This window comes from Bradyrhizobium sp. SZCCHNS1022 (assembly GCF_032484835.1).
In the GTDB taxonomy this organism is placed as follows: domain Bacteria; phylum Pseudomonadota; class Alphaproteobacteria; order Rhizobiales; family Xanthobacteraceae; genus Bradyrhizobium.
Genome location: NZ_JAUETT010000001.1, coordinates 1,826,399 through 1,851,041, shown reverse-complemented (window position 1 = coordinate 1,851,041; position 24,643 = coordinate 1,826,399). Strand labels below are relative to the sequence as shown.

General features: G+C 64.8%; 21 protein-coding genes. 15 read left to right on the top strand and 6 right to left on the bottom strand.

Annotated elements, in window-relative coordinates; all coding sequences use genetic code 11:
- Positions 1-210: 210 nt before the first annotated feature.
- The 8 genes from QX071_RS08420 (at position 211) to mdlC (ending at position 9,542) form a co-directional block, all read left to right on the top strand.
- Complete coding sequence (locus QX071_RS08420; protein ID WP_315701341.1) at positions 211-1,491, top strand: cytochrome P450; 1,281 nt, start codon at positions 211-213, stop codon at positions 1,489-1,491.
- Positions 1,492-1,804: 313 nt separating this feature from the next.
- On the top strand, positions 1,805-3,079 hold the full coding sequence (locus QX071_RS08415; RefSeq protein ID WP_315703094.1) for a cytochrome P450: 1,275 nt from the start codon (positions 1,805-1,807) through the stop codon (positions 3,077-3,079).
- A 308-nt stretch (positions 3,080-3,387) separates the two neighbouring features.
- Complete coding sequence (locus tag QX071_RS08410) at positions 3,388-3,933, top strand: thiamine pyrophosphate-binding protein (RefSeq protein WP_315701342.1); 546 nt, start codon at positions 3,388-3,390, stop codon at positions 3,931-3,933.
- Entirely contained in the window at positions 3,933-4,514 is a 582-nt protein-coding gene (locus QX071_RS08405; RefSeq protein ID WP_315701343.1) for a thiamine pyrophosphate-dependent enzyme, read from the top strand. The genes QX071_RS08410 and QX071_RS08405 overlap by 1 nt, the downstream gene beginning before the upstream one ends.
- A gap of 136 nt (positions 4,515-4,650) precedes the next feature.
- Positions 4,651-5,817: an acyl-CoA dehydrogenase family protein gene (locus QX071_RS08400; RefSeq protein ID WP_315701344.1), complete on the top strand. Its 1,167-nt coding sequence runs from the start codon at positions 4,651-4,653 to the stop codon at positions 5,815-5,817.
- A gap of 8 nt (positions 5,818-5,825) precedes the next feature.
- On the top strand, positions 5,826-6,941 hold the full coding sequence (locus QX071_RS08395) for a CaiB/BaiF CoA-transferase family protein (protein ID WP_315701345.1): 1,116 nt from the start codon (positions 5,826-5,828) through the stop codon (positions 6,939-6,941).
- Positions 6,941-7,789 carry a MaoC family dehydratase N-terminal domain-containing protein gene (locus QX071_RS08390; RefSeq protein ID WP_315701346.1) on the top strand — a complete coding sequence of 283 codons (849 nt, stop codon included), beginning with the start codon at positions 6,941-6,943 and terminating at the stop codon, positions 7,787-7,789. The genes QX071_RS08395 and QX071_RS08390 overlap by 1 nt, the downstream gene beginning before the upstream one ends.
- A 130-nt stretch (positions 7,790-7,919) precedes the next feature.
- Positions 7,920-9,542, top strand: a complete 1,623-nt coding sequence (gene mdlC, locus QX071_RS08385; RefSeq protein ID WP_409977731.1) for a benzoylformate decarboxylase — start codon at positions 7,920-7,922, stop codon at positions 9,540-9,542.
- A gap of 105 nt (positions 9,543-9,647) precedes the next feature.
- Here the strand turns inward: mdlC and QX071_RS08380 are convergent, their stop codons facing one another.
- A complete protein-coding gene (locus tag QX071_RS08380) occupies positions 9,648-10,439 on the bottom strand; it encodes a glucose 1-dehydrogenase (RefSeq protein ID WP_315701348.1) in 792 nt (263 codons plus the stop codon).
- Between the two features lie 81 nt (positions 10,440-10,520).
- Here QX071_RS08380 and QX071_RS08375 point away from each other — a divergent pair, with 81 nt between their 5' ends.
- Positions 10,521-10,991, top strand: a complete 471-nt coding sequence (locus QX071_RS08375) for a MarR family winged helix-turn-helix transcriptional regulator (protein WP_315701349.1) — start codon at positions 10,521-10,523, stop codon at positions 10,989-10,991.
- A gap of 764 nt (positions 10,992-11,755) precedes the next feature.
- A complete protein-coding gene (locus QX071_RS08370) occupies positions 11,756-12,856 on the top strand; it encodes an IS4 family transposase (protein ID WP_315701243.1) in 1,101 nt (366 codons plus the stop codon).
- A gap of 419 nt (positions 12,857-13,275) precedes the next feature.
- On the opposite strand, the gene QX071_RS08365 is transcribed toward QX071_RS08370, so the two are convergent.
- Together QX071_RS08365 and trhA are read right to left on the bottom strand one after the other, a co-directional pair.
- Positions 13,276-14,070: an SDR family oxidoreductase gene (locus tag QX071_RS08365; RefSeq protein WP_315701350.1), complete on the bottom strand. Its 795-nt coding sequence runs from the start codon at positions 14,068-14,070 to the stop codon at positions 13,276-13,278.
- A gap of 21 nt (positions 14,071-14,091) precedes the next feature.
- Entirely contained in the window at positions 14,092-14,787 is a 696-nt protein-coding gene (gene trhA / locus QX071_RS08360; protein WP_315701351.1) for a PAQR family membrane homeostasis protein TrhA, read from the bottom strand.
- Between the two features lie 186 nt (positions 14,788-14,973).
- On the opposite strand from trhA, the gene QX071_RS08355 reads away from it, so the two are divergent.
- Positions 14,974-16,440, top strand: coding sequence for a YcjX family protein (locus QX071_RS08355; protein WP_315701352.1), 1,467 nt, complete (start codon positions 14,974-14,976; stop codon positions 16,438-16,440).
- The gene (locus QX071_RS08350; RefSeq protein WP_315701353.1) at positions 16,437-17,465 is read left to right on the top strand and encodes a TIGR01620 family protein; all 1,029 of its coding nucleotides are present in this window, start codon (positions 16,437-16,439) and stop codon (positions 17,463-17,465) included. Before QX071_RS08355 ends, QX071_RS08350 begins: the two co-directional genes overlap by 4 nt.
- A gap of 3 nt (positions 17,466-17,468) precedes the next feature.
- Here QX071_RS08350 and QX071_RS08345 read toward each other — a convergent pair whose 3' ends face one another.
- Positions 17,469-19,007 (bottom strand): glycosyltransferase family 39 protein, encoded by a 1,539-nt coding sequence (locus tag QX071_RS08345; protein WP_315703095.1) that lies wholly within the window; start codon positions 19,005-19,007, stop codon positions 17,469-17,471.
- 224 nt (positions 19,008-19,231) lie between these two features.
- Between QX071_RS08345 and QX071_RS08340 the strand changes: the two genes are divergently transcribed.
- The 3 genes from QX071_RS08340 to QX071_RS08330 all read left to right on the top strand — a co-directional run bounded on the left by QX071_RS08340 (position 19,232) and on the right by QX071_RS08330 (position 22,869).
- Positions 19,232-20,980, top strand: a complete 1,749-nt coding sequence (locus tag QX071_RS08340) for an adenylate/guanylate cyclase domain-containing protein (RefSeq protein WP_315701354.1) — start codon at positions 19,232-19,234, stop codon at positions 20,978-20,980.
- A 249-nt stretch (positions 20,981-21,229) separates the two neighbouring features.
- On the top strand, positions 21,230-21,430 hold the full coding sequence (locus QX071_RS08335; RefSeq protein WP_006609369.1) for a cold-shock protein: 201 nt from the start codon (positions 21,230-21,232) through the stop codon (positions 21,428-21,430).
- 230 nt (positions 21,431-21,660) lie between these two features.
- The gene (locus QX071_RS08330) at positions 21,661-22,869 is read left to right on the top strand and encodes a CoA transferase (protein WP_315701355.1); all 1,209 of its coding nucleotides are present in this window, start codon (positions 21,661-21,663) and stop codon (positions 22,867-22,869) included.
- A gap of 2 nt (positions 22,870-22,871) precedes the next feature.
- Here QX071_RS08330 and QX071_RS08325 read toward each other — a convergent pair whose 3' ends face one another.
- Together QX071_RS08325 and QX071_RS08320 are read right to left on the bottom strand one after the other, a co-directional pair.
- Positions 22,872-23,039: a hypothetical protein gene (locus QX071_RS08325; RefSeq protein ID WP_315701356.1), complete on the bottom strand. Its 168-nt coding sequence runs from the start codon at positions 23,037-23,039 to the stop codon at positions 22,872-22,874.
- A gap of 75 nt (positions 23,040-23,114) precedes the next feature.
- A complete protein-coding gene (locus tag QX071_RS08320; protein WP_315703096.1) occupies positions 23,115-24,638 on the bottom strand; it encodes a hypothetical protein in 1,524 nt (507 codons plus the stop codon).
- Between the last annotated feature and the right edge of the window lie 5 nt (positions 24,639-24,643).

The window sequence follows — 24,643 nt, the reverse complement described above, 5'->3', positions numbered from 1 at the left end:
CCATATTCCCTGATCCATGCGTTGTCACGACCGGAAAGCGCCCCGAAGCACGGCTAGCATGGCGGCGTGGCGGCTGGCCGGCCGAGCCTCGATCCTGCCCGCGGCAAAACTCCCGCTTGCTCCTGCACCCTAAGCGGGATGTAATCGCGACAAATGCCGCCGGGCGTACAGCGCCGAGCGGCCAACGGGAGATACCGAGGGGAGACGCCAATGCACGGCACCATCGACCGCGCCGAGGATCCTCAGAAGGATCGGCAGGACGCCGCACGCGAGCGCGCACGAGCTTTACCGCTCGACGAGTTCGATCCCGGCGACCCCGAGCTGTTTCGCACCGACACGCACTGGCCCTATTTCGACCGGCTGCGGCAGGAAGCGCCGGTGCACTACTGCAGGGACTCGATGTTCGGTCCGTATTGGTCGGTGACCAAATACAACGACATCATGGAGATCGAGACCAACCACGCGGCATTCTCGTCCGCGTCCGTGCTCGGCGGCATCACCATCCGCGACGTCCCGCCCGATCTTCGCCGCGAAAGCTTCATCGCCATGGATCCGCCGCGCCATGCCGCGCAGCGCAAGACCGTGATGCCGATGTTCACACCGGCGCATCTCGATGAGTTGGCCATCAACATCCGCAAGCGCTCGGCCGAAGTTCTCGACAATTTGCCGCGCGGCGAAGTGTTCGATTGGGTGGACCGCGTCTCGGTCGAGCTGACCACGCAGATGCTGGCGGTGCTGTTCGACTTTCCCTGGGAGGACCGCCGCAAACTGACCCGCTGGTCCGATATCGCGACCACGATTCCCGGTCCCGGCGGGCTGGTTGCGAGCGAGGACGAGCGGCAGGCCGAACTGATGGATTGCGCGCGCTACTTTTCCCGGCTCTGGAACGAGCGCATCAAGCAGCCGCCGAAGAGCGACCTGCTGTCGATGATGGCCCATAGCGAGGCCACGCGCGACATGGACCCGAAGAACTTCCTCGGCAACATGGTCCTCCTGATCGTGGGCGGCAACGACACCACCCGCAACACGATGTCCGGCAGCATCTATGCGCTGAGCCAGAACCCCGACCAGTACCGCAAGCTCAAGGATAACCCGGCGCTGATCGACAGTTTCGTGCCCGAAGTGATCCGCTGGCAGACGCCACTCGCGCATATGCGCCGCACCGCGCTGGAGGACGTCGAGTTCCACGGCAAGACCATCCGCAAGGGCGACAAGGTCGTGATGTGGTATGTGTCCGGCAATCGCGACGAGGACGCGATCGAGCGGCCTTACGAATTCATCATCGACCGCGCCCGGCCGCGCCAGCATCTGTCGTTCGGCTTCGGCATCCATCGCTGCGTCGGCCTGCGGCTGGCCGAACTGCAGCTCAAGATCATCTGGGAGGAGATCCTGAAGCGCTTCGATCATATCGAGGTGATGGGCGAGCCGAAGCGGGTCTATTCCAGTTTCGTCAAGGGCTACGAGAAGTTGCCGGTACGGATCGCCGCCTGAAGCGTGTATTCGCAAGACGGCGGGCTTGGTTTGGGCGAAACTGTCCGTAGGAGCATGGCAGCCTTCGGGGCGTGATCTTGGGCTGCGAGCGAAGCGACCTGTCCGCCGAAGCTCACAGAGCGAAGGCGGAAGCAATCCAGACACGCTGCTTTGGATTGCCTCGTCGCTCCGCTCCTCGCAATGACGGAGAGATGTAGGGTGGGCAAAGCGAAGCGTGCCCACCAATGGACTATGATCAGGTAGACGGCGGGCACGGCGCTCCGCGCCTTTGCCCGCCCTACGCACTCGAACCGCCTTTGAGCAAAGGATGCCGATGAACGTCCAGACCGCGATCCGTCCCGAAAAGGCTGAGCTGCTGCAGCAGGCCCGGCTCGATGCCTATTCCACACCGATCGAGGATTTCCATCCCGGCGCACCGCGGCTGTTCCAGAACGACACGCTGTGGCCCTGGTTCGAACGGCTACGCAAGGAAGCGCCGGTGCATTACTGCACCAAGGCGCCGATCGAGCCTTATTGGTCGGTCACGCGCTATCACGACATCATGCATGTCGACACCAACCATGCGATCTTCTCCTCGGACGTGAGCCATGGCGGGATCATGATCCGCGACGTCGCACCGGGCTACGAATGGCCGAGCTTCATCGCCATGGACGAGCCCGTTCACGGCGAGCAGCGCAAGACGGTGTCGCCGATGTTCACGCCGGATCATCTCGACGAACTCGCCGTGCTGATCCGCCAGCGCTCGGCGCGCGTGCTGGACTCCCTGCCCCGCAACGAGACCTTCAACTGGGTCGAGAAGGTCTCGATCGAGCTGACCACCCAGATGCTGGCGACCTTGTTCGATTTCCCGTTCGAGGAGCGGCGCAAGCTGACGCGCTGGTCGGATGTCTCGACCGCGCTGCCCAAGAGCGGCATCGTCGAATCCGAGGAGCAGCGCCGGCGCGAGCTGGAGGAATGCGCGGCTACCTTCGCCAAGCTATGGAAGGAACGCGCCAAGGCCGAGCCGCGCAACGACCTGATTTCGATGATGGCGCATAGCGAGGCTACCCGCCACATGACGCCCGACAATCTGATGGGCAATCTGATCCTCCTGATCGTCGGCGGCAACGACACCACGCGCAACACCATGACCGCATCGGTGCTGGCGCTGAACGAGAACCCCGGCGAATACCAGAAGCTGCGCGACAACCCGGCCCTGATCGAGACCATGGTGCCGGAGGTGATCCGCTGGCAGACGCCGCTGGCGCATATGCGCCGCACCGCCTTGGTCGATACCGAGCTCGGCGGCCAGAAGATCAAGAAGGGCGACCGCGTCGTGATGTGGTACGTCTCCGGCAACCGCGACGACGAGGTGATCGAGAATCCCGACGCCTTCATCATCGATCGCAAGCGGCCGCGCATCCACCTCTCCTTCGGCTTCGGCATCCATCGCTGCGTCGGCATGCGCCTGGCAGAACTGCAGCTGCGCATCGTCTGGGAGGAGATCCTGAAGCGCTTCGAGCGCATCGAGGTGGTGGGCGAACCGAAGCGGGTCTATTCCAGCTTCGTGCGCGGCTACGAGACACTGCCGGTGCGCATTCCGGGGTGAGCTCCTGTCCCTCTCCGCAAGCGGCAGGGCTATCGCATATGCGAAAACACGGCCGACGATCTCTCTCGCGGCCGACCTTCGCGACGCTCGCCTCCGGCGAGTTCCTCGGGATGAGGGGTGTCGAGCGGCAAAATTCGATCCTCATGGTGAGGAGCCGCGTCGCTGCGTCTCGAACCGTGAGGCCCGCTTCCCTCTGCCCCCATACAATTCCGGTATAGCGGGTTGAACCGGATGAGGTGGGAAGCCGGCCGGCTTTTCGCTAAAGCTGGGACGCGCCCTTTCCGGCGTGACACCGATTGCAGGATGCCATGGCCGACCCCGCTCTGAATGACAATCGCCCCGACTGGCCGCTCGCCATCTACAACGCGCTGAAGGCGGCCGACGTCGCGCAGGTGTGCTACGTGCCCGACGCCGGCCATTCCCGCCTGATCCAGCTCGCCCATGGCGACGACGCGATCCAGACCACGGTGCTGACGACGGAAGAGGAAGGCGTGGCGCTGTCGGCCGGCGCCTGGCTTGGCGGCCAGCGCGCGGTACTGCTGATGCAGTCGAGCGGCGTCGGCAATTGCGTCAACATGCTATCGCTGCTCGCGAGCTGCCGCTTCCCGTTCCTGACCTTCGTGACCATGCGTGGCGAATGGGCCGAGTTCAATCCGTGGCAGGTCCCGATGGGCAAGGCGACGCCAGCGGCCTTCGAGATCATGGGCGTGACCGTGTTCCGGCTGGAGCGGCCTGAGGACGCCGGCGAGGTCGCCTCCGCCGCCGCAGCGCTCGCCTTCGACAGCGATCAGCCGATCGCGGTGCTGATTTCGCAGCGCATGATCGGCGCCAAGAAGTGGACGGAGACGAAGTGATGATGAACGCTCTCGATCGCCGTTCGGCGGTGAAGGCGCTGCTCAAGGATCGCGGCGATCTGCTCGTCGTCACCGGCCTCGGCTCGTCCTCCTACGACGTGTTCGATGCCGGCGATCATCCGGCCAACTTCTATCTCTGGGGCGCGATGGGCGGGGCGGCGATGGTCGGCCTCGGCCTTGCGCTGGCGCAACCTGCGCGCCCGGTCGCCGTGATCACCGGGGATGGCGAGCAATTGATGGGGCTGGGCAGCCTCGCAACCATCGCTGCCAAGAAGCCCAGGAATCTCTCCATCGTCGTGCTCGACAACGCCCATTTCGGCGAAACCGGCATGCAGCAGAGCCATTCCGGGCTTGGTGCGAAGCTCGAGCTGATCGCCTCCGGGGCTGGCTTTCCGTCCGTGACCGAGATCAGGGATCTCGATGCGCTCGACGCGTTCCGTCCCATGCTGCGGGATATGAGCGGCCCGCATTTCGCCCGGATCGCAATCAGCACCGCACATGTCGAGCGGGCGCTGCCGCCGCGCGACGGCGTGTTCCTGAAGAACCGCTTTCGCGCGCATCTCGGCTTTCAAACCATGTGAGCCAATCGTTCGCCTGCTGGCCTCGTGGCCGGCCATGCAGAAATCGAAGCTTGCCAAGGCTGGACGGCTTCGCCATAGGCTATGAACAACGAGATAGGGAGGCCGCGGACGACACGGACGCACCGCGGAGCGACGAATGACTGAACAGCATCAGGCGGACGATCACGCCGATATCCGCGAGGCGGTGGCGAAACTCTGCGCCCAGTTTCCCGGCGAATATTGGCGCAAGCTCGATCGCGAGATGGCCTATCCCTCCGCCTTCGTCGATGCGCTGACCCAGGCCGGCTATCTCTCCGTGCTGATCCCCGAGGAATATGGCGGCGCCGGGCTGAAGCTGTCCGCGGCCGCCGCGATCCTGGAAGAGATTCAGCGTGCCGGCTGCAATGGCGGCGGCTGTCATGCGCAGATGTACACGATGGGCACCTTGCTGCGCCACGGCAGCGCCGAGCAGAAGGCCAAGTGGCTGCCCAAGGTCGCGAGCGGCGAATTGCGGCTGCAAGCCTTCGGCGTCACCGAGCCAACCTCCGGCACCGACACATCCTCGCTCAAGACATTCGCCAGGCGCGACGGCGACAGCTACATCGTCAACGGCCAGAAGATCTGGACCAGCCGCGCCGAATATTCCGACCTGATGATCCTGCTCGCGCGCACGACGCCGAAGGAGCAGGTGCAGAAGCGCACCGACGGGCTCTCCGTCTTCATCGTCGACATGCGTGAGGCGAAGCAGGCGGGACTCACGATCCGCCCGATCCGCACGATGATGAATCACGCCACCACCGAAGTGTTCTTCACGGACATGCGGGTGCCGGCGGAAAACCTGATCGGCGAGGAAGGCAAGGGCTTCCGCTACATCCTCTCCGGCATGAATGCCGAGCGCATCCTGATCGCGGCCGAATGCGTTGGCGATGCCAAATGGTTCATCGCCAAGGCGACCAACTACGCCAAGGAGCGCGTCGTGTTCGGCCGGCCGATCGGCCAGAATCAAGGCATCCAGTTTCCGATCGCGAAAGCCTATGCGTCGATGCGCGCGGCCGAGCTGATGGTGACGGAAGCGACGCGCAAATACGAAGCCGGGCTCGATTGCGGCGCCGAGGCCAACATGGCCAAGATGCTGGCCGCGGACGCCTCGTTCGAAGCGGCCAACGCCTGCATCCAGACCCATGGCGGTTTCGGCTTCGCCGAAGAGTATGACGTCGAGCGCAAGTTCCGCGAGACCCGGCTCTATCAGGTCGCGCCGATCTCGACCAATCTCATCCTGTCCTATGTCGCCGAGCACGTCCTCGGCATGCCGCGGTCTTATTGAGGTCAGCGATGCTGCCGCTTGAAGGGATCACCGTCATCGCCGTCGAACAGGCGGTGGCTGCGCCGTTCTGCTCGTCGCGGCTGGCGGACGCCGGCGCCCACGTCATCAAGATCGAACGCCCCGAGGGCGATTTCGCCCGCGGCTACGATGCCGCTGCCAAGGGCCAGAGCAGCTATTTCGTCTGGCTCAACCGCGGCAAGGATTCGGTGGTCGTCGACCTCGCGACGCAAGAGGGGCGTGCCGAGCTGGAGAAGCTGATCGCCGGCGCCGACGTGCTGCTGCAAAATCTCAAGCCCGGCTCGATGGACAGGCTCGGCTTTGCGCGCGAGCGGTTGCGCAAGGACTATCCGAAGCTGATCTGTTGCACCATCTCAGGCTATGGCGACAGCGGCCCCTACGCCGATCGCAAGGCCTATGACCTCCTGATCCAGGCCGAGAGCGGGCTGGCCTCGATCACCGGCGGCCCCGACGGTCCCTCGCGCGTCGGCCTGTCGATCGTCGACATCGCGACCGGCGCGACCGCGCATGCCGCGATCCTGGAAGCGCTGATCGGCCGCGGCCGCACCGGCCAGGGCGCCGACATTCGGATCTCGATGTTCGACGTCATGGCCGACTGGCTCACGGTGCCGCTGCTCAATTCCGAGGCCGGCAATCCGCCCAAGCGCATCGGGCTGGCGCATCCCTCGATCGCGCCTTACGGCGTCTTCACCTCCAAGGACGGCAAGGACATCCTGATCTCGATCCAGAGCGAGCGCGAGTGGAAGACGCTGTGCGCCAAGGTGTTGGACCAGCCGGCATTGCCGGACGATCCGCGGTTCTGCAACATGGTCGAGCGCGTGCGCAACCGCGCCCTCACCGACCGGATCGTCGCCGACCGCTTCGGCGCGATGACGCGCGACGAACTGCTCGACAGGCTGACAACCGCCGACATCGCCTTCGCGGAGGTCAACAGCATGGCCGATCTGTCGATCCATCCGCATCTGCGCCGGATCGAAGTCGCGACGCCCAAGGGCGTCGTCACCTATCCCGCGCCGGCCGCGATCATCGTCGGCGAGGAGCGTCATTATGGTGCGGTGCCTTCCATCGGCGAAAGCGCAGCGCTCGCACAAAAGCGGAGTTCGTGATGGCCGAACAGCTCGATCTCGATCATCTCAAGCAATGGATCGGCCGCACCACCGAGGCGTCCGACATCGTCACCGCGCAACTGACCAAGGGCCTGCGCGCCACGCTGTTCCAGGAGATCGGCGATCCCGTCACCGGCGAGATCGCGCCCTACACGGTGCATTGGTGCCTGGCGCAGCCGGTGTTTCCGCACGATCAGCTCGGACCTGACGGCCATCCGACGCGCGGCGGTTTCCTGCCGCCGGTACCACTGCCACGCCGGATGTGGGCCGGCGGCGAGCTCAACTTCATCGATCCGTTGCGCGTCGGCGATCTCGCCACGCGCGTCTCGCGTATCTCCGACATTGCGGTCAAGGCCGGCTCGACCGGACAGCTCTGCTTCGTCTCGGTGGAACACACCATCACGACGCCGCGGGGAGTGGCGATCCGCGAGCGCCACGACATCGTCTATCGCGACATGGGCGGCACGCCGGCCGCGCCCGCCAAAGCGCCGCCGCCTCCACCGGTCGCGCAGCACCGCGAGAGCCACGTCTCCGATCCCGTACTGCTGTTCCGTTATTCCGCGCTGACCTTCAACGGCCACCGTATCCATTATGACCGCGACTACGTCACCAAGGTCGAAGGCTATCCGGGGCTGATCTTCCACGGTCCCTTGCAGGCCGCCCTGCTGGTCGAGTTCGCCGCCAAGCTGAAGGGCAAGGTGCCGGGCAAGTTCAGCTATCGCGGCGTGCAGCCGCTGTTCGAGGGCAGCGAGTTCTCGGTCAACGCCAATCCCACCGACGCCGGCCTGGAATTGTGGACCGCGAATGCGGAGCGGCAGCCGACGATGAAGGGCACCGCGACGTGGTGAGATTTCTCGCTGTCATTGCGAGCGAAGCGACGCAATCCAGAACTGCCGCAAAGGACGAGGTCTGGATTGCTTCGCCGCTTCGCTCCTCGCAATGACGGAAAACAACAAGCACCGCACCCGAGGAAATGCCTTGTCCGGCAAGTCGTCCAAAACAAAACCCCTCACCGTCAAGCACGCCACGCTGGACCTGCTCCGCGCCTTCGGCATCGACAAGGTGTTCGGCAATCCCGGCTCGACCGAGCTGCCGTTCCTGAGCGACTGGCCCGACGACATCGATTACGTGCTGGCGCTGCAGGAGGCGAGCGCGGTCGCCATGGCCGACGGCTATGCGCAGGCCAAGCGCAATGCCGGTTTCGTCAACCTGCATTCGGCGGCGGGCGTCGGCAATGCACTCGGCAACATCTACAATGCCTATCGCAACCAGACGCCGCTGGTAATCACCGCCGGCCAGCAGGCGCGGTCGATCATGCCGCTGCATCCATTCCTCTATGCCGAGCGTGCCAGCGAATTCCCGCGGCCTTATGTGAAATACAGCGTCGAGCCGGCACGCGCCGAGGACGTTCCCGGAGCAATCGCCCGCGCCTACTATGTCGCGATGCAGCCGCCCTGCGGACCGACCTTCGTCTCGGTGCCGATCGACGACTGGGCGCATCCGGCGGCCGGGATCATCGGCGCGCGCAAGGTCAGCCGTGAGCTCGGCCCCGATCGGCAGGCGATGCAGGAGCTCGCGGCGGCACTCGCCGCCGCCAAGAATCCCGCCATCGTCGTCGGCCCCGGCGTCGATCGCGCCGGCGCCGTCGAATTGATGGTGAAAGTGGCGGAGAAGGCCAAGGCGGCCGTGTGGGCCAGCCCGTTTTCGGCGCGCTGCTCGTTCCCGGAACGGCATCCGCAATTTTCCGGCTTCCTACATGCCTCGCCGGCACAGCTGTCGGATGCGCTGAATGCGCACGACCTCGTGGTCGTCATCGGCGCCCCGGTCTTCACCTTCCATGTCGAGGGTCATGCAGCGATCTTCGACGGCACGACGGCCATCTATCAGCTCACCGACGATCCCGATGCCGCATCCATCACGCCGGTCGGCACCAGCATCATCGCAACGATGACCTCGGCGCTCACGACGCTCTTGGAGTTGCTGCCGGAGATCGAGCGCACCGTGCCGCAGGCCCGCCCGGCGCCGGAAGCACCGAAGCCGGCCGACCCGATCCCGGTCGATTACCTGCTGCATACGCTGTCCAGCGCCATGCCGGAGGATGCCGCGCTGGTCGAGGAAGCACCGTCACATCGGCCGGCGATGCAGAAATTCATGCCGATGCGGGGCCAGGACTCTTTCTACACGATGGCGAGCGGCGGGCTCGGCTACAGCCTGCCGGCGTCGGTCGGGATGGCGTTGGGCCGGCCGCAGCGCCGCACGGTCTGCCTGATCGGCGATGGCTCGGCGATGTATTCGATCCAGGCGTTGTGGACCGCGGCGCAGCGCAAGCTGCCGCTCACAATCGTCGTCATCAACAATTCAGGCTATGGCGCCATGCGCTCGTTCAGCCAGGTCATGCAGGTGCGCAACGTCCCCGGGCTCGATCTGCCGGGCCTCGATTTCGTCAAGCTCGCCGAAGGCATGGGCTGCGATGCGGTGCGCGTCACCAAGGCGTCCGAGCTTGCTTCCGCCCTGTCCCGCAGCCTCGCGCATGGCGGCGCCAGCCTGGTCGAGGTGATGGTCGATTCCGCCGTGCCGCTCCTGTACGCGCAGAAGCATTGAAAGATTGCGTAGGGTGGGCAAAGGCGCAAAGCGCCGTGCCCACCGCCGCTCGACATGTCCTGCAAAATCTCATCGGTCGCAGCCACGGGTTCGATCCAGCCCGAACTACGAGGCCAAAAATCCGCCATCGGCGGCCAGCACGTGACCGACCACATAGGCTGACGCGTCGGAGGCCAGCCACACCACCGCCTCGGCGATATCCTCGGGCTCGCCCATCCGCCGCAATGGCAGGCCCGCCGCGACGGTTGCGACGTCACCGACGCCGGCCCGCAGCATCATGTCGGTCACGACGCGACCCGGCGCGATCGCGTTGATCCTGACGCCATGCGGCGCCGCTTCCATGGCGGCCGATCGTGTCAGCGAGATCACCGCCGCCTTCGACGCGGAATACAGGGCGAAGCCGGGATTCGGATTGCGCACTCCGCTCACGGAGGCGTTGATCACGATCCGCCCTTGCCCGCGCGCGACCATGGCCGCCATTTGCGCGCGCAGGCAAAAGAACATCGAACGCACATTGGCGTCGAACACGGCATCGTAGACCGCAACGTCCTGCTGCTGGAGCGGCGCGCGCCGCTCCTGATAACCCGCATTATTGAAGGCGATGTCGAGCCGGCCATGACGGTCGAGCGCGGTCTGTACCAGACGCTCAACCTCATCCTGGCGCGTCACGTCGGTGCGCACCGCGATGGCATCGACGCCGAAACTCCGGCATTGTGCCGCCGTTGCCTCCAGTTCGGCCTCACGGCGGCCAGCGATCAACACCGCATCCGCGCCTTCGGCCGCCATCTTCAGGGCGGTAGCGCGCCCGATCCCGGTGCCGCCGCCGGTCACGAGGCAGACCAGCCTTTGCATCCGGTTGCCCGCCGACCGTCCAGGCTCGTGCAGGATGTCGCTCATGCGCAGTCCTCCGGAAGCAGGTCGGGCGCGCCGTTGCGCCTGACAACAGTTGTATGATACAACTATATGCGGGGAGTCAAGATGAGCAATTCAGATCTCGGCCTGATCGACGATATCCGCGCCGCATCGCGCCTGATGGTGCGCGAGCTCGGCTTCATGGAGGCAACCGTCGCCGCGACCGACTATCCGCCATCGGCGGTTCACACCATCATCGAGATCGGCATCCGTGGCCCGCTGACCGCGATGCAGCTCGGCGAGATCCTGCATCTGGAAAAATCCAGCGTCAGCCGCATGGTCCGCAAGCTGATCGAGAGCGGCGAATTGAATGAGACGGCCGACCCGGACGACGCCCGCATCAAGCCGCTGTCCCTGACTGCAAAGGGCCGGCGCACGCTGGCCGCACTGCATGCGTTCGGCCGGCATCAGGTCACAAGCGCGCTGGCGCCATTGTCGGAGCGAGAACGGCGCGTGGTGCGGGAGGGCATGCTGCTCTATGCCCGCGCGCTGAGGGCATGGCGGACGGTCGAAGAGGGGATGGAGGCGTCAAGTTAGATGGTGGAATCCCACTGCTTGGATCAACGAGGGCGCCGTTGAGTCGTTCGCAACATCGGTGGCCTGCAGGTGAACGGCGCGGCATCGCAACGGTCATTGAGCCCGCGATCTTTGCGCGTCATTGCGAGCGAAGCGAAGCAATCCAGAGCCCCGCAAGGATACTGGATTGCTTCGTCGCTTCGCTCCTCGCAATGACGGATGGAGAAATGGCGACCTGACAGAGGCAGCCCATTGCCCGACGGGCAATCGGCGCATGCGATCCATGCGGCAATTGCCCGTCGTGCCATCATGCCGCATGCGCGTGGGCTTGCCGTGTCGGGCAAATCAGGACGATCTTTCCGCACGTCCCGCCTCGTCGAAGAGGGGCGTGCGCGTCGTCACGATACGTGGAGTGCGGGATGCGGTGGCCATTGTCCTGTCAGGCGCTTTGCGCAAGACGACTGGCAGGGTGATGGACGGCGAAATCGTATGGTCCTGGCGCCGCGACGCTGGCGCTAAGTTGGCACGATGCAACTCGACATCGCTTAGCGATGCGAGGGCATCGCGCCGACGACGGTGGCAAGAAAGCCCGTTCACCGGGGAGAGTACGTATAAGCCGTTCCCCCACCGCGCAGGGAAGGCCGGTTGTCCGGCTCGTACCTGTGGTGACTGCCGCCTGCATTTTTTTCTGCAGGCGGGCCATGGGTGTGAGCCAACACCCGGCCTTCCCCATAGGCGTTAAGTTTATGCTTGAGTGTTGGAATCCGCCGTGATTCGAACAGGGGATGGCAGACGAATCGCTCCTGAACGAGGACTGGACGAGAGTGGTTGCGCAGCTGGGCGGGGCTGCGCAGCTCGAGAAAACTGCGCGCCAGACGAAGGCCTTCGCGCGTCGGCGGCAGATTCCAGATGCGGTGACGTTACTTCGGCTGATGCTGGCCTATTGTTTGGGTGAAAGAGGGCTGAGATCGACAGCCGCATGGGCGGCTTCTGTTGGCCTTGCCGACCTCACCAGCGTGGCGTTGTTCTATCGGCTGCGTCAATGTGGTGATTGGTTTGCGGTGCTGGTGGAGGGCTTGCTCGCTGCGGCAGCTCCGAAGGCGAGCCAAGGCCGCCTGATCCGCATCATCGATGCGACGACAGTGCCTCAGGCGGGACCGGCTGCGCGCAAGAACAGTGAGCTTTGGCGCGTTCATAGCGCATTTGATCTGCCCTATGAGCGCTTTGGTCACTTCGAGCTGACAGATCAGCAAGAGGGCGAAACGTTTGACCGGATACCAGTGGTCAAGAACGAGATCCGCATTGCTGACCGCGCTTATCTGCAACCTGACCGCATTGCGGCCGTCCGCGAAGCCGGGGCCGACGTTTTGATCCGAGCGGGCTGGAAGAACGCACGTTGGCTTGACGCCAAAGGCCTTCCGTTCGATCTGATGGCCCAATTGCGTGCCGCGAAGGCGCGCGGACTGGTCGATCGGGAGATTTGGATCAAGCGCAAGGGCGGCGCGCCTCTGGCTATGCGTCTGGTCGCAATCAAGAAGCCCACCGGTGCGGCTGCTGCTTCTCGGCGTAAAGCCCGGCAAGACGCAAAAGATGAAAACCGCATCATCTCCAAAGAAACTTTGGAGGCTGCGGATTGGGTCATTCTGATCACGTCGCTCGCGCGGGACGAGTTCTCCACCAAAGATGTGCTTGCGCTCTATCGATTGCGATGGCGGATCGAGCTTGGGTTCAAGCGACTGAAGAGTCTGATTGGCCTCAAGACGCCGCCAGGAACCGATCCGCGCTCTGCCAAGCCCTACCTGCTGGCCCACCTCCTGATCATCCTGTTGCTCGAGCCGCTTGCCAGCGACTTCGAGGACTCTCCCCACTGGACGCAGGCCGCTTAACGACGCCTGGCGCTTGGCGGGTCCTGCAGCAGCTCGTTGCATCCTTGCTGCAAGCAATCATTCCACAACCAACCATCCGTTGCTTGCGCCGCAGAAAACGCGCGTTGGGGCGCCACCTTCGCGAGCCTCCTCGAAAACGCAAGTATCAATCGATGCTCGCGCTACCTTAACGCCTATGCGGCCTTCCCTGCGCCCTCTCGTTTTTGAGGGCGGACCTGAAGCAAAACTCGGGCGCGATGCGTCGCGAGGAGGAAACGCCTCGTCTGCTTCTCTGTCGTCCCGGCGAAAGCCGGGACCCATACCCACAGAGTGAAATTGTCGAATGATATGTCCGCCACACGGACCAAAGAGAGATCGCGCGGCATGGGTCCTCGCGTTCGCGAGGACGACGGCGAGGCGGCACTGATATGCCGCCGCGACTACTTCCCAAACTCCTCGCGCATCTTCGCCTGGATCTTGGCCATGCCGGCGAGCCAGCGGTCGTAGTTCTCGGTCTTCTTGCGCATGTAGCCCAGGACTTGCGGATGCGGCAGGATCAGGAAGCTCTCCTCATCGAGGCCTTTCAGCGCATCCTGCGCGACCTGCTCAGGTGCGAGGTCGCCGTCGCCGGATTGCGGGCCCTTGGGGATCGAGCGCAGCATGTCGGTCTCGACACCCTGCGGACACAGGATCGAGACCTTGATGTTATCGGCCTTGTGCGAGATCGCGAGGTTCTCGGCAAAGCCGACGGCCGCGTGCTTGGTGGTCGAATAAGGCGCGCTGCCGACCTGCGACAGCAGGCCCGCCGCCGAGATGGTGTTGAGGAAATAGCCGCCGCCGCGTGCCTTGTAGCGCGGGATCATGTGGCGCGCCGCATAGACGTGGGCCATGACATGGATCGCCCAGCTCCGCATCCACGGCTCGTCCGAGGCGCCGCCGACATTGACCGACAGCGGATCGAAGCCGCCGCCGATCCCGGCATTGGAGCAGAACAAAGCGATCGGGCCGAACTGGCGTTCGGTCTCCTCGATGACGTGGAGGATGTCCTTTTCCTGCGACACGTCGCAGCGGAAGGCCGCGCCGCCGATCGTCTCCGCCACGGCGCGGGCGCCCGCGACATCGAGATCGGCCACCACTACCTTGGCGGCGCCGGCACGGGCGAACGCCTCGCACAGCGCCTTGCCGATCCCCTTGGCGCCGCCGGTGACCACCACATTCTTGCCGGTCACCTGCATGCGTCGCCTCCAAGCAATTCGTTATGTCAGAACCAGGTCGAGCACCGCCGTGTAATGACAGCCGGCACCCAGCAGCACGAAACAATGCCAGATCGCATTCTGGAAACGCAAGCGCCGCCAGGAATGAAAGATGACCCCGAAGCTGTAGAGGATGCCGCCGGCGAGCACGCAACCGAGCACCGTCTTCGGCATGATGGTGACGACATGGTCGTACATCATGATGCCGCTCCAGCCGAGCGCCAGATAAAGCCCGACGGCCACGGTGTCGAACCGGCCGGGCCAGCGCAGCTTCAGGACGATGCCGAAGATGGCGACGCCCCAGACGCCGACCAGCAGCGCGATCGCCAGCGCGCCGTTCTGCATCGCGGCGATGAACGGCGTGTAGGTCGCGGCAATCAGCACATAGATCGCGGAATGGTCGAAGCGCCGCAGCACCCATTTGGTCGGCGACACCGGCCAGAGATTGTAGGTGGCCGACAGCACCAGCATCGACAGCAGACCCGCGACATAGACCGACACCACGACGATATCGAGCGCGCGCGCATAGATCGACGTCAGCACGACCAGAACCGTCGCAGCGACCAGGCCGCTGCTGACGCCGACCGCGTGCACGATGCCGTCGGCGATCAATTCAACCTTGTCGTAATTCCACCGGATCGCGCCGGTGGCGGCGTGCACGGAGGTGGAGGCGAACTGCTTCAGTTTGAACACGCTCATGCGGAACCCGTCGCAAGTCTTAACGCGGCAACTATGAGTGCCAGATGGTCAACGATCCGTTCAAGCCCCGTCTTACCCGGTCTTGCCCGGAAACGCGCCGGAAATATGAGCTTGATTCTGCTGTTTCAATCGCCACTTTTCACAAGTCGTTCACACGCATTTTAACCGCGGATTCACGCTTCGCGCATGCCCCCTTTTTTCTCCGAAATCGTCGAGGAAGCGCGGCTGTCAGCGCGCGCCCTGCGCGATTATGGCGAGAGCCTGTTCAACCCCACGGTCCGGCTCGGCGTCACTGGGTTGTCACGGGCCGGCAAGACGGTCTTCATCACCGCGCTGATCCACGGGCTGATCCGGGGCGGCCGCTTTCCGGTTTTCGAGGCCTTGGCGTCGGGCCGCATTGCCCGCGCCCACCTTTCGCCTCAGCCCGACGACGCGGTGCCGCGCTTTGCCTATGAAAACCATCTGCGCGCGCTGATCGAGGAGCGGCGCTGGCCGAGCTCGACCGTCGATATCAGCGAGCTCCGGCTTGTGATCGATTACCAGCGTCCGAACGGCGCCGAGCGAACGCTGACGCTAGACATCGTCGATTATCCCGGCGAGTGGCTGCTCGATCTGCCGCTGCTCGACAAGAGCTACGAACAATGGGCGCGCGAGAGCGTCACTTTGTCGCGCGAGGCGCCGCGGGCGCATCTGGCCAAGGAGTGGCAGGCGCATCTGGCGACACTGTCACCTGAGGCACCTGCGGACGAGCAGGCGACATTGGAGGCGGCGCGCCTGTTCACCGATTATCTGCGGGCCTGCCGCGACGAACGCTTTGCGATGAGCCTGTTGCCGCCCGGCCGCTTCCTGATGCCGGGCAATCTCGCGGGCTCGCCGGCCCTCACCTTCGCACCACTCGACTTGCCTGCAGAAGGCAGCGCGAAGGACGGTTCGCTGTGGGCGATGATGGTCCGCCGCTACGAGGCCTACAAAGACATCGTCGTCAGGCCGTTCTTCCGTGAACATTTCGCCCGGCTCGACCGTCAGATCGTGCTGGTCGACGCGCTCGCCGCGTTCAACGCCGGCCCCGAGGCGCTGCACGATCTGGAAGCCGCGCTGTCGGGCATTCTCGCCTGCTATCGCGTCGGCCGCGGCACATTGCTGTCGCCCCTGTTCCGGCCGCGCATCGACCGCATCCTGTTCGCGGCGACCAAAGCCGACCATCTGCATCACACCAGCCACGACCGGCTGGAAGCGGTGCTGCGGCGGGCGGTGGACCAGGCGGTCGCAAGGGCCGAGAGCACGGGAGCGGCGATCGATGTGGTTGCGCTGGCCGCCGTCAGGGCCACCCGCGAGGCAATGGTCGCGCGCGGCCGCGACAAGCTGCCGTCGCTGTTGGGAACGCCGGCGGCGGGCGAAAGCGCCAATGGCGAGATCTTCGACGGCGGCACCGAGGTCGCGACCTTTCCGGGCGACCTGCCGGCCGACGCCGCGGAGCTGTTCAGCGGCGGCGAGGCCTATCGTGGCCTTTCGAGCGCTTCGGCGGAAACCACCGATTTCCGTTTCCTGCGCTTTCGGCCGCCCCTGCTCGATACCGATGGCGGCGCCCCCATGCTTCCCCATATCAGGCTCGACCGTGCGCTTCAGTTCCTGATCGGAGACCGACTGCTATGAGCGAACGATCCAAGCAGCGCCGTCCCGCCACCTTCCGGCTCGACGATCCCGGCGTCGTCGTGGTCGACAGCGATGAGGCCGGACGCCCGGCCCGCGGCACCGTCCAGATCACGCCTGAGGCCGAGCCGGTTCAACTGCCGGTGCCGATCGGGGCCCCCGTCCTGGAGCGGCGCGGCTTTCGCTGGGGCGCGCTGTTCTGGACCTCGGTCGCTGGCTTGGTCCTGTTGGGCGTGGGTCTCAGCGTCACCCATCTGATCGAGGATCTGTTCGCCCGCAGTGAAGGGCTCGGCTATTTCGGCGCTGCGCTTGCTGCTGCAGCCGCCGTTGCACTCGCCGCGGTGATCGCGCGCGAGATCCATGGCTTGGCGCGGCTTGCGACGATCGAGAAGCTGCACCGCCGTGCTGCCGAGGTGCTGCTGTCCGACGATCGCGCCGAGAGCCGCGCCGTCGTTGTCGATCTCCTGAAGATCGCACACCAGAATCCGCGGCTTGCCCGGGCCCGCGCCACGCTGACCAGCCACACCGACGAGATCATCGACGGCGCCGACATGATCAAGCTGGCCGAACGCGAACTGATGACCCCGCTCGACGCGGAGGCGCGCCGGATGGTCTCGGTTGCCGCGCAGCGGGTCTCCGTGGTGACCGCGGTCTCGCCGCGCGCCCTGGTCGATGTGCTGTTCGTGTTCGTCGCCTCGCTGCGGCTGATCCGGCAGTTGGCGCGGCTTTATGGCGGCCGGCCCGGTGCGCTCGGGATGATCAGCCTGCTGCGCCATGTCATCGCCCACCTCGCCATCACCGGCGGCATGGCCGCAAGCGACAGCCTGATCCAGCAGGTGCTCGGCCACGGCATCGCGGCCAAGCTGTCGCAACGGCTCGGCGAAGGCGTACTCAACGGATTGTTGACTGCAAGGTTAGGCCTGGCGGCGATCGACGTCACCCGCCCCCTGCCCTTCACGGCCCTGCCGCGCCCCGTGCTCGCCGATCTCGCCAAGGACCTCCTGCGCAAGCGCGAGGAGGACGAGTGAGGCTCAGCCGCGTGCCACGCGGTCGAATTCGCCCGCAAGCCAGCGCCATTGGTAGAAGGGCGAATCCGGTGGCGGCGACAGTTCAGGTGTCCAGCCGGTCAGCTTTTCCAGCGCATAGGTGTCCATGACGACCCCGCGCCAGATCCGCTGCACCCGCTCCAACGGCTCACGCGTCGCGGTGGTCTGGGCCCAGATTGCGACGGTATGGTCCGGCTCGCGCCCGACATAGAGGCCGGTATGTCCCGCAATCTGCGTCATGCCGGGATCGCGAAAACCCAGGAAGCGCGCGCGCTCGTTGATCTGGATCACCGGCACGCGGCCGTTGAAGAACCAGCGCAGCATCGCATAGGTGCGGTAATCCGTGGTCGCGATCCAGGTCGCACCGGTCTTCGCGAGCTCCGCCTCGGCGCGCGCGACCACCTGCTCGTAGCCGGCCTCGCCGCCGATCGGATCGGCCCTGCCGATGAGATTCCACGGCGCGACGGTGTAGTAGAGGAAAACCACCACGACCGTGGCGACGCCGACAATGACCGCCGTCCGCGCCCAACTGACGGTCGAGCGGACCATCCAGAGCGGCCAGCCCTCGCGCGGCAGCATCGCGATGTTGATCGCCACGGCGGCAAAGCCGATCGGCCACATGAACATCGGCCAGGTATCGCCGATCCGCAGGGTCAGCGACTTCCAGAGGAAATACAGGAACGGCACCAACACCGCGGTCGACAGCAGGATCGCCACCGGCTCGCGCGCCCGATAGCCGCGCCACGCGGTCAGGATCAGCGCCGACAGCGTCACCGGCAACAGCACGGAGCCAACCAATCCGAACTGCAGACCGAGATAGTCGCCGACAGTGCGCAGCGACATCTCATGCGGCGCAGTGGCGCGCACCAGCTGGAATTTGACCGAGGCCCAATCGTGCTGCAGGTTCCAGATCAAGACCGGCGAGAACACGGCAATCGCGATCAGCACAGCAAGCCACGGATAGGGACTGACAATCCAGCGGCGGCGCCAATCCGGCACCAGCAGGAAGGCCGCGACGGCCGGCAGCAGCAGCACGACGGTGAACTTCGACAGCAGCGCGAGACCGCCGAACAGGCCCGCAGCAAGCCACCAGCGGCCGTCGCCGCTTTGCACCAGCCGGACCAGCGCCCAGACCATCGCGAGCGCAAACGGGATCGCGGCGATGTCGGGCGCGACCTTGGCCATCAGCAACCCGTAATAGAGCGCGGCCTCCGGCAGCAGCACGGCAAGCACGACCGCGCGTACATTGTGCGTGACGCGACGGACGATATCGGCGAGCAGCAGCTGGCTCGCCACCATCGCCAGGATACCGCCGAAGCGGACGCCGAAATTGGTATCGCCGAAGATCGCCGTTCCCAGCCTGATGAACCACGCGATGACAGGCGGATGATCGAGGAAACAGAGCTGCGGCAGCTCCTTCGACCAGGTCCAGTAATAGGCCTCGTCGGTGCGCAGATCGAGCACGCTGGCATAGACGATGCGGACCACGGTCATGGCCGCAATCACCGCGGCTGCGATCAGCATCGGCCGATGCACGAATCGGCCGGACGTCAGTGTCGCGCTTTTGGGAGAGATCGTCGTCACGGCGCGCTTTTCCCCGACTCCTCCCGGCAAGTCAACGCCGGCCCGGACCTCGCGGTCGCGACATCGACGGAGAACTCGAGCTTCCTTCTGCGTCGCGAGAGCGCCCTCACCCGCCGCCCTATTCGCGGCCGGAATAAACATCTAGGATTGCGGTTCACTCAGCCATGGACCGCATGAAACCCCCGTCTCATCCCACGCGCGGACAAATTCGTGGCATCGGCGTGCGGCAGGTGCGGCTCGCCTGCGGGCTCGTGCTGTTCAGCTATCTGCTCAGCCATTTCCTCAATCATGCGCTCGGCAACGTCTCGCTGCCGGCGCTCGCGTCCGGCGTGTACTATCACACCATGTTCTGGCAATTCCTGCCGGTCGCAGTCACGTTCTATACCGCCGCGCTGGTCCATGCCGGGCTCGGCATCTGGGCCCTCTATCAGCGCCGAGAGTTCAGCTGGAAGACGATGGAACCGCTCCAGCTGGTGCTCGGCCTGAGCATCCCGGCGCTGATCTTCTCCCATATCGCCGGCGTCCGAATAGCGGAAGCGCTCTATGGGCATGAGAAGCTCTACCCGCAGGTGCTCTACGCCTATTGGGCTGGCGCCTCGTGGCGCATCTGGCTGATGACCGTAACGCTCGTGGTCTCCTGGATCCATGGTTGCATTGGACTCCACATGTGGCTGCGCATGAAGCCGTTCTACAAGCGCGCCGCCCCTTGGCTGCTGGCATGCGCCGTGCTGATTCCGACCCTGGCTCTGCTCGGCTTCTATCGCGGCGGCCGCGACGTCATGTCGGCGGCCTCCGAGCCGCATTGGGTTGCAGAGAATCTGTCCGCACGCCACATGGGCACTCTGGGCGAACAGGCGGCCATCGATCAGATCATTAATGGCTTCATCGTCGCCTATCTGGGCCTGCTCGGCGCCGTGCTGCTGGCGCGCGGTGCCCGTGCCTTGCATGAACGACGCGGTGGCATCATCACGCTGTCCTATAACAACGGCCGCACTTTGCGAGTGCCGAAAGGGCTCAGCGTTCTCGAGGCGAGCCTGCGTTATAATGTGCCGCATGCCAGTGTCTGCGGCGGCCGCGCGCGCTGCTCGACCTGCCGCATTCGTGTGATCGGCGACTGCGGCGACCTGCCGGCGGCTTCGCCGCGCGAGGCTTTCGTGCTTGCGCAAGTCGGCGCGACGGATCCCTCGATCCGGCTTGCCTGTCAGCTCCGCCCGGTCAGCGACGTCTCCTTCTTTCAGCTGTTCATCCCCATTCCGACTTCGGGAGCGGCGGCTACGCAGGCCGCAGGCATCGGACAGGAGCGCTATCTGGTCAGCCTGTTCGTGGATATGCGCGGTTCGACCAGGCTTGCCGAGAAGCGGCTGCCGTTCGACACGGTGTTCATCGTCAACCGGTTTCTTGGCGCGGTGTCGCAAGCGGTGATTGCGTGCGGCGGCCAGCCCAATCAGTTCATCGGCGACGGCATGCTGGCCTTGTTCGGTCTCGCTGTCGATCCGAAGACCGCCTGCCGGCAGGCAGTCCAGGCGGCGGGGAGAATTGCCGTCAATGTCGACGAACTCAACACCTCGCTCGGCCACGATCTGCGCGAACCGATCCGCTTCGGTATCGGCATCCATGGTGGCGAAGTGATCGTCGGCGAGATCGGCTATCGCGACCACATGGTGTTCACGGCGCTCGGCGATGCCGTCAACGTCGCGGCAAGGCTGCAGGACATGACTAAAAATCTTGGCTGCGAGGCGATCATCTCGGAGAGCGTGTGCACGACGGCAGGACTTGCCGGGGATGAACTGCCTGCGCAGGACCTCGACATTCGCGGCCGCACCGAGCCGATGCACGTGCGGATCGCCACCGATGCAAAAATCCTGGCCGCCTTGGCGCAACGAGAGAAGGTCGTAGAGGCCGGACTTGGCTGACCGTTGAACCTCCAAGCATGCAGGACCGTCCTACCTACACCCGATGCGGCGGGAGCGCGCAGCGTTGGCGGGAGTTTGGGCGAGGCGGTGAAAAGCCGCAAAGCCGCCACGATGTCGGTCATTTCAGGCCGAAACCGCCCGCTGTTTGCGCTACCACGCCTGCCGCAACCGGCGTATCCTGATCGTCCGGACATGGCGGTTCGCGGGGACCGCCTTGCCCGACTTGTTTGTATCCCGCGGAGGCAACGTATGGCTAAAGGTACGGTCAAGTGGTTCAACCCGACCAAGGGCTATGGTTTCATCCAGCCCGCGGCAGGCGGCAAGGACATTTTCGTTCACATTTCTGCAGTGCAGAAGGCTGGTCTCACCACGCTCAACGAGGGGCAGACGATCGAGTATGAGGAGATCGCCAACCGCGGCAGAAGCTCGGCCGAGAACCTGAAAGTGTAGCGGACGACGCGCAGGACTTTCGTCCGGCGCGCGCGAACTTCTAAGCGATGATAGCCGGCGCAGCACCTGACAGGAGCGAGACACCACGCTCCTCGTCATACGAGGTCTGCCCGCCACAGATCGCATTGCCTTGCTCCCCCAAGATGAGTCAAATGCTCGCCTAACCTCCGACGCGCGCAGGAAAAATTCCAGCGCGCGGAAACAATAAGCGAGCACGGGAGCGACGCCTCATGAACGACAAGGGCATTTTCCATGGCCTGAAGGTCCTGGACTGCGCGAGCTTCATCGCCGCGCCCGCGGCCGCGACCGTGCTGTCGGATTTCGGCGCCGACGTGATCAAGATCGAGCCGCCCGGCGCCGGCGATCCCTATCGCAACCTGCCGAACCTGCCCGGCTATCCCCGCAGCGAGCACAACTACGCCTGGTGCCTCGAAGCGCGCAACAAGCGCAGCCTCGCGCTCGACCTGACCAAGCCCGAAGCACAGACCGTGCTGCAGCGCCTGGTGGCGGAGGCCGATGTCTTCATCACCAACTTCCCGCCGGCGGTCCGCAACAAGCTCGGCCTGACCTACGAGATGCTTGCGCCGCTCAATGCACGGCTGATCTATGCCTCGTTCACCGGCTATGGCGAGAAAGGCGAGGAAGCCGACAAGCCGGGCTTCGACAGTAACGCCTATTGGGCCCGCTCCGGATTGATGGATCTGGTGCGCGCCGACGAGACCACCACGCCGGCGCGCTCGGTGGCCGGGATGGGAGACCACCCCTGCGCGATGGCCTTCTATGGCGCGATCGTGACCGCGCTCTATCAGCGCGAGCGTACCGGAAAGGGCTGCCACGTCGCCTCCAACCTGATGGCGAACGGGGTCTGGGCCGCCTCGGTGCTGGCACAGGCCAAACTCTGCGGCGCCAAATTCATCGAGCGGCGGCCCCGCGAACGCGCGCTGAATGCCGTCGCCAATCACTACAAATGCCAGGACGGCCGCTGGCTCATGCTGTCGCTGCTCAACGAGGAGAAGCAGTTCCCGGTGCTGGCCCGCTGTCTCGGTCGCGAAGACCTGATCAACGACCCTCGCTTTGTCAGCAAGGCCGACCGGCATGCGCACTCGGTCGAGCTGATCGCCGAGTTCGATCGGGTCTTCGCCACCAGACCGCTGGCCGAATGGCGCAAGACCCTCGACGGCAACGGCCTCGTGTTCGGTGTCGTCGGCATCCTCGACGACATCCCGACCGATCAGCAAATGCTCGAGAACGAGGTCCTGGTGCAGTTCGAGAACGACACCATGCTGACCATCAACAGCCCGATCTGGATCGAGGGCGCCCGCAAGGTCCGGCCGCGCAAACCTCCGGGCATTGGCGAGCACAGCGACCAGATCCTACGCGATGCCGGCTTCGACGAGATGGCCATCCAAACCCTGCGCGAACGCGGCGCGGTGGGCTGAGCCTATCGGTGCAGCCCGGCCCAGCCGATGAAGAACAGGATCACGCCTGCGACGATGGCAAAAAAGATAGTCCAGCCGCTGACGCGGATGTTGCCCGCGACCTGCTGCCGCTCCTCGTTCTCGGCGATCGCCCGATTGCGCTGCTTGTTGATCTCCGCCTGTGTGGCCATCAGCCGCTCCTTTCGCTTTCGCCTGCAGGAGCCTAACGCCCGAACATGTCGGGCGTTCACGCATCGTCCTTCACCCTATCGGGTAGAGATGAAGCACATCCCCATCCGTGTATTGCCTGTGGCCTGGCAGGACAGGCCCGAAGCGCAGGTCCAGGCCGAAAAGCTCTTGTCGTTCTCGGCCTGATCCGGCCGGTTCACATAGCAATGCCCGCCCCAGCCGTCATCATAGACGGTGCCGGCAAGCTCGTGGCTGGCCCGTTCCTGCGGCCGGCTGGCAAAGCCCCGGGTGAAATCCGGCTCGCGCCCCTCCGCGAACGCGGTCAGGATGTCGCGCCGACGCACCTGATCGCCGAAGAAATGCGGCGAGCCCGGGACTGTCGTTGCGTTCGACGGCTTGGCCGCCATCCAGTCGACACCCGGGAAATGGAAGCCGCCGATTCCCCGGGTCTGGTGGCAACCACCACAACCGATGTCGTTGAGACGGCGCTCGAAGCCGGCAACCGAGCGGATGTTCTGCAACTGGACTCCGTTGGCGGCGGCCTTCTCCAGCGCACCGACGACATCAGCTTCGCTGAATACCGGGGCGTGCGTGGTGTCTTCGCCCTGCATCAGGCCGAAGGCCGGCTGCAGCGCCGAATTGACGAAGCCCACCGGCGTCGGCGCCACCGCGACCTTGGCCAGGAACTGATCGGGGATCAGCACCGTGCCGTGATCGAACTCGGCAAGATGGGTCGGCTCCAGAAGCCACGCCTTGAACGCCGCGGCCAGTGCCGGATCGGCGAGGAGCCGATCGCGATCGATCTGGTCTTCCATGACCGCCTCCTCGAACGAGCCGGTCTCGGCGTGATAGTCGAACACCTTCATCATGTAATCGGTGCGGAAATCGCGTATCGCCGATTTCGGCGCATGCGCGATCTGCAGATTGGTCTCGATGCGCAGGATGTTCTCAGGCCTGATCAGGGCAAGCGAACCATCTGCCCCGGTCAGCTTTGCCGCGAGCTCGCTGCCCGTGAGTTCGATGTCCGTCGTATCGAGCCAGCGCTTGGCGATCTCGGCGCAGGAAGGCGTACCGCTTCGCACGACATCGTCGCCGCGCGCCTTGAAAACCAGATTGAGCGTCATCGGCAGCCGCGGTGAGACGGCGTCCTCGGCGGTCTCGGGCTGATTGGTCCGGACCAGCCGGTAAAGCAGCCGAACCTCGCCGCAATGGGCCGGATCGACGAAGGCGCGATCCATTCGATTGACGACGCCCGACAACACGAATCGCGTGTCCTTCGAATCCAGCACCGCGCGATCGAACAGCTCAAATGCAAAGGACGGACCGACGCCGATGCTCTCGTCCGGCAACGTCGCCTTGTGCTGCGCGACATAGCGATCGATTTCGGCATCGAGCGACTTGCGCAATGGCTGCATCGCAGGCAGCGCGAACAGGTCGGCGGCCGTCAGCGGCGCCTCGCTGATCCGCTCCCCCACGATCATGCGGTTGAGGCCGAACGTGGTGCGATCGAGCTCGCGCAGCGCATAAGGTTCGGTGACGGCGGCGCCGCGCTCCAAAGGTGCGGTGTCGCCGGCATGCGCAAATGGCGCAAGAACCAGCATCGCAA